At 54.4% G+C, this 13,581-nt stretch carries 11 protein-coding genes; 5 read left to right on the top strand and 6 right to left on the bottom strand.

What is annotated here, in order from left to right; genetic code table 11:
- Positions 1-54 precede the first annotated feature (54 nt).
- Positions 55-1,194 carry an LptF/LptG family permease gene (locus SH573x_RS19690; RefSeq protein ID WP_479349434.1) on the bottom strand — a complete coding sequence of 380 codons (1,140 nt, stop codon included), beginning with the start codon at positions 1,192-1,194 and terminating at the stop codon, positions 55-57.
- 260 nt (positions 1,195-1,454) lie between these two features.
- Here SH573x_RS19690 and SH573x_RS19685 point away from each other — a divergent pair, with 260 nt between their 5' ends.
- Together SH573x_RS19685 and SH573x_RS19680 are read left to right on the top strand one after the other, a co-directional pair.
- Positions 1,455-1,745 carry a hypothetical protein gene (locus SH573x_RS19685; RefSeq protein ID WP_479349433.1) on the top strand — a complete coding sequence of 97 codons (291 nt, stop codon included), beginning with the start codon at positions 1,455-1,457 and terminating at the stop codon, positions 1,743-1,745.
- Between the two features lie 202 nt (positions 1,746-1,947).
- Positions 1,948-2,682, top strand: coding sequence for a UvrB/UvrC motif-containing protein (locus tag SH573x_RS19680; protein ID WP_479349432.1), 735 nt, complete (start codon positions 1,948-1,950; stop codon positions 2,680-2,682).
- 27 nt (positions 2,683-2,709) lie between these two features.
- On the opposite strand, the gene SH573x_RS19675 is transcribed toward SH573x_RS19680, so the two are convergent.
- The 5 genes from SH573x_RS19675 to SH573x_RS19655 all read right to left on the bottom strand — a co-directional run bounded on the left by SH573x_RS19675 (position 2,710) and on the right by SH573x_RS19655 (position 8,493).
- Complete coding sequence (locus SH573x_RS19675; protein ID WP_479349431.1) at positions 2,710-3,864, bottom strand: response regulator; 1,155 nt, start codon at positions 3,862-3,864, stop codon at positions 2,710-2,712.
- Between the two features lie 38 nt (positions 3,865-3,902).
- Complete coding sequence (locus tag SH573x_RS19670; RefSeq protein WP_479349429.1) at positions 3,903-5,126, bottom strand: HDOD domain-containing protein; 1,224 nt, start codon at positions 5,124-5,126, stop codon at positions 3,903-3,905.
- Positions 5,113-6,504 carry a two-component system sensor histidine kinase NtrB gene (locus SH573x_RS19665; RefSeq protein WP_479349428.1) on the bottom strand — a complete coding sequence of 464 codons (1,392 nt, stop codon included), beginning with the start codon at positions 6,502-6,504 and terminating at the stop codon, positions 5,113-5,115. The genes SH573x_RS19670 and SH573x_RS19665 overlap by 14 nt, the downstream gene beginning before the upstream one ends.
- 373 nt (positions 6,505-6,877) lie before the next feature.
- On the bottom strand, positions 6,878-7,321 hold the full coding sequence (locus tag SH573x_RS19660) for a response regulator (protein ID WP_479349427.1): 444 nt from the start codon (positions 7,319-7,321) through the stop codon (positions 6,878-6,880).
- 482 nt (positions 7,322-7,803) lie between these two features.
- Entirely contained in the window at positions 7,804-8,493 is a 690-nt protein-coding gene (locus tag SH573x_RS19655) for a hypothetical protein (protein WP_479349426.1), read from the bottom strand.
- Between the two features lie 244 nt (positions 8,494-8,737).
- On the opposite strand from SH573x_RS19655, the gene SH573x_RS19650 reads away from it, so the two are divergent.
- Genes SH573x_RS19650 through SH573x_RS19640 form a run of 3 tightly spaced genes read left to right on the top strand, consistent with a single transcriptional unit; the run spans position 8,738 to position 13,458 of the window.
- Entirely contained in the window at positions 8,738-10,579 is a 1,842-nt protein-coding gene (locus SH573x_RS19650; RefSeq protein ID WP_479349425.1) for a hypothetical protein, read from the top strand.
- Positions 10,580-10,591: 12 nt separating this feature from the next.
- Positions 10,592-11,488, top strand: a complete 897-nt coding sequence (locus SH573x_RS19645) for a DUF58 domain-containing protein (RefSeq protein WP_479349424.1) — start codon at positions 10,592-10,594, stop codon at positions 11,486-11,488.
- Entirely contained in the window at positions 11,485-13,458 is a 1,974-nt protein-coding gene (locus SH573x_RS19640; protein ID WP_479349423.1) for a VWA domain-containing protein, read from the top strand. Before SH573x_RS19645 ends, SH573x_RS19640 begins: the two co-directional genes overlap by 4 nt.
- Positions 13,459-13,581 lie beyond the last annotated feature (123 nt).

The following is a 13,581-nucleotide window of genomic DNA, read 5'->3' as shown; positions in this document are numbered from 1 at the left end:
GCGTCGCATTTGCTTCGTCCAATCTCTGGCGAGATCGGCTACGGGAACGGCCGCTTAACTATCCAGCGCGGCGGCGGTCCTCTGATAGGCCCAGGGCAAAACGACCAGCAAAGGTAGCCACACGGCAACCAGAGGTGATACCAGGTAGCCAGAACTGCCGGCGGCATTGAATGCCATGACGATGGCGGTAAAGCCGCCGACCATCAGCAAGCAAACACCAGCCACCCAGAACATATGCCGGTCGGAACGCGATAACACGATCGGTATCCCGAGCAACAACACGGTCCAATCAATAGCTGGTCGCACAAAACGCGAATGAATTTGAACGCGAACTTCATTGACCACGGGCACATCACCCCGTCGCAGAATTCGAATGAGCTGGCCGGTCGAAGCAAACTGCTTGTTGCCGCCCCGCATCATGTCCAGTTCGATATTGGTAGCCAGGAAACACTCGCCCGGCTCTAACCAACTGCAGTCTTTGCGAGTTAAAAACAGAGGTCTTCCCTGGGAATCGTAGATGGAATTGGTCGTGTCGATGCTGCGCGGCATGGTCACGTTTTTAATGCGGAAACCGGCAGGGCGTTCGGCCGTGGCCGGGTTGCGGATGCCTGACGAAGCCAGTAATTGCCTGCCCAGGACCGCCAATGGCCCTGCATGGATGCGAATCATAGGCTCAATAATCTCATGCTTGCTGGGGGCCAGGCTACGCGCATGGATCGTGATGCCCAGCGGTCGGTCAGCTGCAGGGCGTGTGGCCTTAACGATGTCAGACTTCAGATCTTGAGGCTGGCGCTCCAATGTATCCTGGAACATTGGAATCCATGCTTCGCGCGAGACAGTGGCCGTCAAGATTACCACCGCCGAGGCGATCATTAGCGGACGCATCACCCGGCGCTTGGTCACGCCCGCTGCCAGCAGAGCGGTCATTTCGTTGGTGCGATTGATCCAACTGATAACAAACAACAGGGCCATCAACGCCAGCAGACCGCTGAGCTTGTCAAAGAGGGTCAACATATACGGACCAAAGTAGGCAATCAGCACGGCAACCAAGCCATTCTGATGCCGTCCCAGTTCGATAAACTCCGTCAGATTGGTCGAAGTTTGAACGATGATCACCAATCCCGAGATCGATAGAAAGCAAATCGCTAGCACTCGAAAGTAGATGACGAGCAAATAGCGATCGATCTTGGTCATGGGGCAGGTCCGCTGGCAATCCTCAATTCTAGAATCTCGCGGGACAGTACAATTTGTAGCGGAGTCCGTCAAGGCTTTCGGCTTTCCGGCGGCTATCGGGAATCTGGTTCCCGAAATGCTTGACGCATTCCGCTACGGGTGTTGATCGACTTGTCTTGCTCTATTTTGCCGGTCTTGATATTTCTTGTCCTCAAGACCCACGGCAGGGAGGCCGGTGGTCGCACCCAGAATAAGCGCCGCTCATTCGAAAGGAATCGAAAGTGGAGCAATTGATGCAAGTTTGCGTCCAGTGGACCACCTTGTTAGTACCCGCTTTGGCCGTGTGGGCCATCATTGGCATAAGTGTCTACAGAACGGCCGCGATTGGCACGTTGGTCGACACCCTTTATTTTTTCATCATGTTTGTCATCGCCGCCTTAACCTGGCGAACGATGAATAACAACGACTGTTGCTGGCTGATTCACACGGCCAGCCTGGGAATCATGATTGTGTACGGCGTCCTGCCACGCCGCGGAAGCAGCCTGGACGAAGCCGTAACTTGGGTTAATTAGCCCATTTTTGGGCTGGGAGCACCGGTGGCCGCCAGGCCTGGAGCACCGGAGCATGTTCCCCAGACGCCAGAGTTTTCGCCACATGAGCGACCCACCGGGGCTAAAAGCTGCTTGCCGCTTTCATCCCCGGCCAAAGCTTCTCTCGCCGGGACGACTTGCTATACTTGGGTTTAGTCGATAACTAACCACGAGGGCAGTCGCAATGAATCCTGGCAAACACCTCGACTATTTGCTGCAACAATGGCCTTTTGACCCTGAATGCGTATGTGTCAGACTGGTCAAAGGGTGTGACGGTCGAGATGTCATTCAGCTAAGGCTAGATTTAGGCATTCTGCAGATGGAAACCTCGGGCAGGCCCGACGGGTCCTCGCCGAAAGGCTTTGCAACTATGCTCGATCAGCTGCTGGATGCCGAACAGCAGGATCCCGATTTCGAACTGGACGAAGATACCTGCATCGAAATCGATCGCGAATTTGTACAGTACTACCAACGGCGAGTTGCCTGGCTGCGGCTGCAACATTTCCAACGGGCAGTGCAAGATGCCGACCACACGCTGGCCTTGATGGATTTCTGCCGCGATCATTCACCCGATGAACAGTGGACGCTGCGCCACGAACAGCATCGAGCTTTCGTAGTATTTCACCGAACACAAGCGGCCGCCTTGGCTGCGATCGAAGAAGAAGCGGCCGACGAAGCGGTGCAGCACGTCAATGAAGGCCTGGAATTGATCCGCGAGAGCTTCGCCGACATGGGTTGGGAAGATCAATTCGAAAGCGATGAACTAGTTCAGCGATTGCACCATCTGCGAGACTCCCTGTGCGACGAATACGCAGTCGGCAAGACGTTGCGCGAACGCCTGGCAGATGCCGTCGCCACCGAACAATACGAACTGGCTGCTCGCCTGCGCGATGAATTGACCCGTCGCAGCGAAAACTAAGATCACATTGACTAACTGGTTGATCGTTTAGTCCAGCGTGCGACAGTTCACGCTAATCGGTTGGCGAACGCCGGCCGCATTCTGTTCGAAAGCCTTAATGCGCTGAATCAGGGAGTGAGTCAGCTCATGACCTCTGGCGATCAAGATGTCACCCGCGAGTGTGAGCACATGCTCTTGTAGCACCATGCCTTCGCGAAGGTCCTTGACCAGAGTTACCAACTCGCGTTTGCCTCCGAGAACGACATCGCCCAGCCCATCGATCAATTCTCGATCGTAGACAGAGTCGCTGAGCAACCTAGTGATGGCTTCGCTCATCGACATGTGCTGACAATACATATCGAATTCGTTCAGTATGGCAATGATCTGGGCACCTTGCACAATCTTCATCCGCTGGTGCGTTTCGAGTTCTTCGTTATCCCAATCGGGGCCATGACGCGAGTGATTGATGCCGGCCGTATGAGCGATCATCCTGGCTACGTTTTCCAGTCGCGGGATCTTGGCGACCAGTTTACTGCCGAGAGTTGACTGTGAATGCAGGGTTTGGATTTCCGCTGGGCTGAGCGGAGTGCCGGCCAGTTGCTTCGATAGCAGGCTTTCGGGTACCGCCACACAGCCCACCTGGGAGAGCATTGCCGCGACTTCGATTTGCCAGGCATCTTCGATCGCCAGCTTGGCACAAAGTTGATGAGCCAACTGTCGCAGACGATTTGACCGGCCATAGGCAGTCGGATTGACAACCGAAAGCACTTCCGTGACCAAGCCGATGGTGCCCGTCAGTGTGCGAGTTAGGAGCGAACGTTCAGCGCTCTGAACTTGATGTTGGCGAATTGCGGCTTCGATCGTGTCGCCAAGTACATCAGCGGGACAAGGTTTATTCAAGAACCGAAAGATGCCTCCTTCGTTGACGGCGTCGATAGCTGTCTTTTGATCTGCATTTCCGGTCAACATGACCCGCATGGTGTCGGGATGATTTTTGCGTACTTCGGTCAGCACGTGGAGACCATCGACTTCCGGCATGCGCATATCGCTAACTACCACGGCGTAGGGGCCGCGATGATGGATCATATCGAGGGCCGCCGGGCCGCCTTCGGCTGTCTCCAGGTCGAAGCGACCACGCAATCCACGGCGAAGAGCAGAGAGTACATTTTGTTCGTCATCGACCAGTAAAACTTGCGCGCTCACGATGTTTCCTTTCTGATTACAAGTTGTATCTCAGTTGCTCAAAAGGCCGAAGCAAAGCCCGACACTTCGGCCACTTGGATCGCTGCACACCAACTGGCAATGCGTCGCGCCAGGCCGGTAGTGGCCAGATGTTCCGAACCGTATAACACGTTTTGTTGCGGATAACGCGTGGAGTGATCATTGCGTTTGAGCAAGTTGGCCACATGGACGGCGGTGGCCGTACCAAAATGATCAGCATCACATTCTGTCGGCCGGCGATAACAAGCAACCGAACGTACGACTACATCGGGAAAGCCCCACAGGGCTAACAAGTAGCTGCCGACTTCAGCATGACTGGCACCAAACACCTCGCATTCGGCTTGCCAGAGCGTACATTCGTCTGCGCGGGCCATACGTAGGGCAGCGGCATAGCGGTCTGGAAACTGGTTGACTAGTAGAAGCTTGCCGATGTCGTGCATCATGCCGGCGAAGTAAGCTTGCTTGGCTTGCACCGGATCATTCGATTCGCATTGCATGATAGCCTGAGCGCACCGGGCTACCTGCACGGAGTGTTCGCACAACTCGGTTATCGAAAAATTGCAGGCGGGATTCTCCACAAAGGGTGAAAACAATCCATGTTCGATAACCAGCTCGCGGAGCATTTCTATGCCCAGCAAGTTGACTGCTTCCAGTGGGCACAGCGATTTGCGTGGCAGACCAAAGAATGAAGACCACACCAGTTGCACGACTTTGGCGCTCATCCCCACATCGCGCGCGATCAGTTTGCCGATTTTCTCTAGCTGGGGATCCGGCCGGGTCAGCTCCGCATGGAGCAGTGCCAGAATGTGCGGCTGACATGGAATTGCTGCCAGTCGCGTGGCTGCCAAACGCAGATCGGGCGCTAGCGGTGAGCGATTCAGTCTCTCGACTCGCTCGACCATCTGTTCCAACTCCGACTGCTGGGTGGGCTTGGAGAGAAACTGATGAGCGGTGCCTGAGACCTTACATGTTTGCGCACGCTCCGCCTGGCCTGAGAGCACGCAGCGCATCGTTGACGGGCATCGCAGATAGCTTTCAAAGAGCACGCGACTGCCGTCGACGTTTGGCATGCGCATATCGGTGACGATGATGTCATAGTGCTTCTCGGAAAGCAGTCTGAGCGCGTCTTCACCACTGGGACAAAAGTCCATTGTCCATTCTTGACGATGGCTGTGCAGCAGTCGTCGAATGCCTTGCAACAGATGCGCTTCATCATCGACGAACAGAATGCTAAGAGTAGACATAGGTGCCCTCGGACGATTTCTTAGGCGCTCGAACTTGAATTTCCTCGCCACTGCGTAAGACTAGCGGAATGCGCACGCGGAAAGTTGTACCTTTGCCGACTTCGGACTCGAAGGTCAACTCGCCATCATGTTTTTCAACGATGATGTTGTAGGTAATCGCGAGTCCTTGTCCCGTTCCTTGTCCCATGGGTTTGGTGGTAAAGAACGGATCGAAAATGCGATTGCGAATAGACTCCGGGATGCCGGTACCAGTATCCGAAACTTCGATAACCGCCCAATCTCCTGCTCGAGCGGTTGAAACGGTCAACGTGCCACGTTTTCGTGGCGACCCGGGCAGCGAGCTTTCAATTGCGTGGGCGGCATTGGTTACCAAATTTAATAATGCTTGATTCAAATCACCTGGCAGGCAGGGCACCAAGGGCAGGGAGGGATCAAAATTGGTTACCAATTCGCAGTGATACTTCCACGCATTTTTGGATACCAGTAGCGTACTCTCAACCGCCTGGTTCAGATTGATTTGCTGCTTCTCTTCTGAGCCAGGGTGAGAGAAATCTTTCATGGCGCGGACGATCTTGGCTACACTTTCGGCGCCCTCGAGCGTCTGTGCAATGGCCGCTGGAATTTCTTCCTGCAGAAAGGGCAAGTCGATGGCCGCTTGTAGCGCGCGGATCTCTTCATGCAAAGTCGGGTTGGTTAATATACATTCGGTAGATTCCAACAATTGCTGAAAGCGCGATACTAGCGCCAGCATGTCATCGAAAGAGGTTTTGAGAAAACGCGTGTTGTCGCCAACATATTGGATGGGCGTATTGATCTCGTGCGCAATACCGGCCGCCAGTTGACCGACAGATTCCATCTTTTGAGCGTGGGAGAGTTGTGTCTCCAGTTGCAGGCGGCGCGTCAGGTCACGCATCAGAGCAGTGAAAAATCTCTGTGATCCATGTTCAAACGAACCGATCACCAACTCTAGTGGAATGTTCTGGCCATCGGCCCGACGACCAGTGACTTCGCCGACGCTATCGGTGCATAGAATTCGACCTTCGTCATGACCGTCGGAACTGCAGAAGGGCACGTCCGGCAAGAAATTGGTGATGTTCCAACCGCGGGCTTCACTGGCTGAGCAACCGAACACGGCTTCGGCGGCTGGATTGAACGACTCGATGGCACCATACGAGTCAAAGATGACGATGGCTTCGGCCGCCGAGTCGACAATGGCTTGCGTACGACGAATTTGGTCTTCGTAGGCGTAAGCGGCCTCGAGCAACTTTAGATTAGCTAGCTCGAGTTCGCTACTGCGTTGTTTGAGCAGTCGTTCGGCCACGAAACGGGCCTCGCGTTCTTGCTCGAGCAGCCGATTAAGTTCGGCATCACTGGACATAATTTTCGCCTCTGCACCGAAGGAAGTGGACTCTCTTGGGGATCGTCACTTCGACTTGGCGTAGGAGCAACTACGTCAGGCCTTTGGAAGGGCACGTACAATTCAATCGCCAACACGTCACCGGTTTCGCCTGGGATACGAACCGTTAGTCCAATCAGATACAGGTGAGCTCTGCCTGGACTGCTTTTCAAGAGGTTCGTACCCAGGTGAAACGCGGGGCCTGCTGCTCTATCCATCCGCCGACAGAGCACACAGGGGATCACGTACCCAATGCATTCCACTGACCCGATCGCTTACACAAGGGTACCGAACGGCCGTCCCTCGAGGAGCAATTCAAGAACCCGAACAGCGATCGGGCCAGTGGTCATGCATTTCATGCGGCGCGATCAACTAGTGGAACGTAGCCCGCCACCGTGGTCAGTAGCTCCTGCGCGTTTAGAGGTTTGTGAAAGACACCAACGACACCGCAATTCCGCATGCTGGCGGTCAAATGCGTGCCATGGTTACCAGTCAGCACGATGATCGGCGTACCATGCGTCGCTGGATGCGCAGCCAGGCAATCGATCAACTCTTCACCCGACGCAAGCGGCATGCACATGTCGGTGATAATCAAGTTCGGTTTCTCGGTGGCGGCCAACCAAATGCCTTGCATGCCGTGATAAGCACACACCAACGAGACGCGATACTTGTGGAAGTGTCGCTCCATGGAAGCGACGATGTTTGGATCGTCGTCCACGTATAAGACTCGCGGCCAAGTGCCATCACCATTACCGGTGACTGACCCAGCCGCTAAGCCAACAGAATCTATAAGCGACATGCTGACTACCTCAGAAAGCGAGAAGCTACAGACCACGTCCTTGCCCCCAAATCGACATCTGAACACTACCTTACTTTCACCCAGGAGACCGCGAAAAAATGCGCGAAAATGCTGGGAGTTTGTGTAATGCACTCTAATGGCTGTGAGGTGGGAGTCCCGGGAGGGCGGCCGTCCGCAGCCGCTCACGGTGCTCTGAACGCTCGCAAAAAAGTGGCGTTGACTTACCCGATTGCTCCAACGTCAATTGCAGACGGTTAGAGGTTTCCAGATCTAAAACGCAGAGACGCAGAGGGTCGCAGAGAAGACCATCGCACGCGCTAAATCCGTTTGTTCATCTCTGCGATCCTCTGCGTCTCTGCGTTCTAAAGAATTCGAGTTTTTGTTCGGAACGGACGCTGGTTAGTGGGTCCAACCAAACGAAAAAAGCCCAGCGAATTTCTCGCTGGGCTTTCTTGATCGACTTCAGGTTTTGAGCGCGACAGTTAGTTGACGGCCTTTTCGATGTCCTTCAGGACGGAATCAACATCGACGTCTTTGGCCTTGGCGTATGCATGGTTGGCAGTAACTTTGCCTTCCTTTGCAACCAAGATGGTGACTTCAGCCTTGGCATTTAGACCGTAATCTTCTGGACCATTTTCGAATTCGTTAGGAACTACGAATGGAACATTGGTGGCCTTGGAGGTCGCGCACAGCTTCTTAGCAGCATCAGCAGCGGTGTCTTTGCTTTCACCCATGTAATTGACGAAAGCCTTCAGTTGCTTGTCGCTGTTCTTGGTCAGGGACTCGTCCAACTTCTTAACCAGTGCTACGACCTTCTCGTCGGAGGAACGGGTGAAGATCATCACTTGTGGACGCGAACCGTTCTTGCAGCGATAGCACAGTTGCTTGCCAGCCGAGATGCCGTCGTTCTCGGCGCCAGCCAATTTGGTAACATCGAAAGCACCGATGTCATCGCCGACCTTCAGGCCGCTTTTGATGTCTTCGGCTACCGACAGACCAGCAAAGCCAAACAGGGCAATTGCCAAAGCCAGGGTCTTCAGCTTCATATCTAACTCCTTCAAACGTGGAAACGAAACAAACGTTGATTGGGTAAAGGTCGATTCCTCGGAAATCGACTCGAAGGACATCACCGCAGTACAAGCCGCATGAGTAACTCCAGGGCTCGACAACATCCAACGCTATCTCTCTGAACCGTTGTCAGTTCAGTTTCGAACTCTATAGCGACAGTCAGTCGCACTTGCGTATAATATTCTCTGTCCACACCCCCGGGGAAGAACCCCCCATGGAAAACTCCCCTTTTCCGGCTGCTTGGAGATTATCTAAATTCCCAGCTTTCCCACCATGAAATAATCGCTCGCGCTGCGCAAACATGGCTCAATCCCTTGAGTTTGTTGAATTCTTCGAAGGTTTGTACGAATGCGACCTACTGGCCAGTTCAGACTAACAGCACAAAGTCGACTGACATTTCTTTTGTTAATTTTTGGCTACATTCTTAATGCCAGCGCTACGGAACCGGACTCCAGCAGTGCGCGAGAAAAATCGTTGGCTGGGTTTCGCGGTCCGATCGATGTGGCCCTAACCTCCGATGGCCGACGACTGCTGACGGTCAATCAGCTCAGTAATTCGGTCAGCTTGATTGACCTGCAGAGCCGTCAGATCGTTGATGAACATCCAGTCGCCGTTCGCCCTACCTCGTTAACACTAATCGATGACCAACATGCATTGGTCAGCTGCACCACCGCCGGCACGCTCGAAGTGCTGAAGTTCACCGCGGAGGGCATTGAGTCGCAGCACAAAATCGATGTCGGCTTTGAACCCGTCGGCTTGGCCGTCGATGCGCAGCGCAAGTTAGCTTACGTTGGCTTGGTGGCATCCTCCAGCGTGGCCGTAGTTGACCTCTCTACCGGTGAAGTAACCCAGCGGATCGAAGTGGGCACCTGGCCACGTTACTTGACGCTTTCACCCGACGGACAACGATTGGCTGTAGGTTGCAGTGGCGATGGCAAGGTCTACGTTGTCGATACCGACAAGCGCGAAGTGTTGTACGACGAACCGCTCAGCGGCGCGATCAACCTGGGGCACATGCAAGCCTCGCGCGATGGCAAGTATGCGTATGTTCCTTGGATGATCTATCGCACCAATCCGATCAACGTGCGCAACATTCGCTTGGGTTGGGTCTTGGCCAGTCGGATCGCGCGCATTCGCCTGGACGGTTCAGCCTATCGAGAAGCGATTTCGCTGGACGTACCAGGCTTGGCGATTGCGGATCCACATGGACTGGCGATTACGAGCAATGAAAATCGCCTGGCCGTCACAGCATCGGGTACACATGAGTTGCTCGTTTATCGTCTGCCGGACTTGCCCTTCGAAGGCGCGGGCGGTCCGGGTGACTTGATCGATCGGCGGCTAATGCAAGACAGAGATATGTTCTATCGTATCGAACTGGGCGGACGTCCGATGGGACTGGTGCTGGCCGCCGATAACCGTACGGCTTATGTCGCCAACTATTTGCAAGATGCAATTCAAGTGGTTGATATCGAATCCAAGCAAGTTGGCGACCCGATTCTGCTGGGCAAAATGCCAGAGAGAACCTTGGCCCATCGCGGTATGGAGATCTTCTACGATGGACGTCGCAGCCTGGATCAATGGTACAGTTGCCACACGTGTCACTATAACGGCGGCATCAATTCCAAGGCCATGGATACGGAAAACGATGGCAGCATCAACACCTTCAAGACCGTACTGCCGCTTGAGAATTTGCTGAAGACCAAGCCCTGGACCTGGCACGGTTGGCAGGAGGATATCGACGATGCCATGACTCGCTCGTTCACCAAAACGATGCAAGGCACCAACATCAACCAGGAAGACGCCCGAGCTCTGCTGACGTATTTCGATTCGCTCGAGTCCCCGCCTAGCCCCTTTCGTCACCCCGACGGCAGTCTGACCGAATCAGCCGCCCGCGGCGAGCAGGTATTTAAAAGCGAAAAAGCTGCTTGTACCCAGTGCCACTCGGGTCCCATGTTTACCGACGGCCAAATACACGATGTTGGCCTGGGGAGCGAAAAGGACGTTTACAATGGTTACAATACACCGACACTCCTGGGACTGTATCGCAAGGTGCGTTACCTTCACGATGGTCGCACCAAGTCCCTCGAGCAACTGCTGAGCGAATACCATGCGCCCGAGAAGGTCTCGGGTACCGCTGCCCTCAGCGAAAAAGAGCAAGCCGACTTGATCGAATACTTGAAGTCACTTTAGGCACCTAAGCTTATGCCCAAGACACCAGCCGCAACTAGCCAACTTCTGCCACCAGATTTGTTGGCGCGTTTGGAACGACTGGAACTAGTTAGCCGCAAGGTTTTTCGCGGGCGTTTGAAAGGTGAACGCAAAAGTCGACGCAAAGGTCAGTCGGTCGAGTTTGCTGATTTCCGCAGCTATGTGCCAGGCGATGATTTGCGGTTTGTTGATTGGAACCTGTACGCACGTTTGGATCGACTGTTCCTGAAGCTGTTTCTGGAGGAAGAGGATCTACACGTTTTCTTCCTGGTCGACGCCAGTCCTTCGATGAACTTTGGGGATCCGACCAAGTTCTTCTTTGCCAAGCAGATTGCCTCGGCCCTGGCCTTCGTGGGTATGTGTCGTGGCGACCGCGTGAAGATTGAGTTTCTGGGAGCGGAGAACAAATCGAGTCCAGTGCTGCGCGGACGCAGTCAACTCTGGCGCATGCTCGACTTTGTGGAAGCGGCTGAGCCGAATGAAGTTTTCTCCTTGACCGAAAGTGTCAAACGGTTCTGCTTGAGAAACACGGGCCGGGGCATCGTCGTGTTGCTAACCGATCTGATGGACAAACGCGGCTATGAACCGTCGCTCCGCATGTTGCTGGGGCAACAGATGGATATCTTTGTGCTGCAGATTCTCAGCCCCGAAGAAATGGAGCCGGATCTGAAGGGCGATTTGAAACTGGTCGACTGCGAAGATGACGACGAAGCGGAGATCTCGGTCAGCAATCAACTACTTAAAAAATACAAAGCGACTTTAGCAGCGTTTGTCGATCAAGCTCGCAAGTATTGTGCACAGCGGGGCATGACCTACATGCTTACGCGTAGCGATCAAGGTGCCGAAGTGCTGGTTAGCCAATACTTGCGTGAGCGAGGGCTGGTGCGATGAACTATATTTCAATGCTCAGTTGGTGGCAGTGGCTGATCATGGCGGCCATTCCGCCGCTGATTGTAATGCTGTACTTCCTGAAACTGCGTCGCGTGCCCGTGCAGGTACCTAGCACTTATCTATGGAAGCGCACGGTCGAAGATCTGCACGTCAACAGTATTTGGCAACGCTTGCGCAAGAACATATTGCTGCTGCTGCAATTAATCGCCGTGGCTTTGTTCATCTTCGCATGTCTGCGACCGGGATTCAGTGGCACCACGATTCTGGGTGAACGCGTCGTGTTTCTGATTGATAACTCGGCCAGCATGCAAGCCACCGACGTTAAGGGTTCACGCCTGCGCGGTGCAAAAGACAAAGTCATCGAAATGATCAATTCGATGCGCAGTAAAGATGTGGCCATGGTTATCGCTTTCTCCAACGTGGCCGACGTACGTCAGGGATTCACCGGCGATCGAAAACGCTTGCGTGATTCGGTCGAGAGCATCCAACCCTCCAATCGCACGACCGATTTGAACGAAGCCCTGCGAGCCGCCGCGGGTCTGGCCAATCCTGGACGCACTAGCCAAATGGAAGACCTGGGCGACATTCAAGTTGCAGATGCACAGCCCGCAACATTGTATGTGGTCAGCGATGGCGGGTTTGTTCAACCTCAAATCCAGCTGGGCAATCTGAATCCCAAGTATGTACCTATCGGCAACGGCGACGTGAACAACGTGGCCATCTTGGCCTTTACAGCCGAACGCAATTTGGAAAAGCCCGACCAGGTCGAAGCCTTTGCGCGTGTCCGGAACTTCGCCAACAAGCCAGTAACGGTAACGGCCAGTTTGACGTTAAACGATCAGCTAGTTGATGCCAGTGAAGTCAAATTGGGCGCCGACGCCGAAAGTGGCGCAACCTTTCAGTTGAAGGAAGTGACCGACGGTCGATTGAAGATCGAACTGGAGTACTCAGACGACTATGCGTTGGACAATGTGGCCTATGCCGGACTGGATCCACCGCGTCAACTGCAGGTCGTGTTAGTCACCGCCGGCAATACACCCTTGGAAACGGCGCTCGGCACCTCGCAGGCGCAGAGTGTTGCCAGCGTCAGTCTGCTGGGGCCAGAGAATCTGGAAACGCCAGACGCCCTGCAACTGGCCAGTTCCGGTAAAGTGGATTTGTACATTTACGATCGCTGTGCACCTAAGACCATGCCGGCCGCCAATACGTTGTTCTTGGGATCGGTGCCGCCGGTCGGGGGCTGGCAAGCCACACCGCCGGCCGGACCTGTCTTCATCATCGATGTCAATCGCAAGCATCCCATCATGCAGTATGTCGAAATGGGCGCTGTTCGCATTGTCGAAGGTTCGACCCTTACCACACCGGCCGAGGCCACGCCATTACTGCGCAGCGATGGTGGCGTCTTCATGGCCGTCGCTCCGCGCGACGCCTTTCAGGATGCTGTGCTAGGCATGAGTTTATTAAAAAGTGGTGAAGGCACAGATTCGGCGCCCAATACCGACTGGCCCATTAAACGCAGCTTTCCAGTTTTTCTGCTGAATTGTTTGGAGTACTTGGGCGGATCGGTGTCGACCTCTGGTTCCAAGACCGTGCAACCCGGCGAACCGGCTGTGCTGTCGCTGGCCAGCCGCTTCGAGAAGGTGAAAGTGGTTCCACCCAGCAAGGTTGCCGAGACTTTAGATCGAGCGGGTTCGCCCCAACTGATTTACAATCGCACAGAGGAATTCGGTTTCTATCGTGTCGAGCCCAGCGACAGCGATAAGACTCTGCAACTGTTTACCGTCAACCTGTTCAGCGAAAGAGAAAGCACACTCTCCACTCCCGAGGATATCATCCTGGGCGAAGAGAAAGTCAACGCGGTAAAGTCCGAAGAAACCGTTCGCCGAGAGTACTGGCGCTGGCTCTTGGCGCTCGCCATTGTCGTTTTGACCCTCGAGTGGATCATGTACACCCGCCGCATTGCGGTTTAGGGCTATAAGGCTTATCTGAGTACTTGTCTTCTCTGCGATCCTCTGCGTCTCTGCGTTTTTGACAAGCGAACCCAGGCATGAGTTCCCAATTCACCCCAGGCTCGTTTAACCCGTAGCCGCCCG

It is taken from the genome of Rania fehmarnensis, assembly GCF_056494185.1.
The sequence above is the reverse complement of the archived record's forward strand: the minus strand, read 5'-3'. Positions and strand labels throughout refer to the sequence as shown.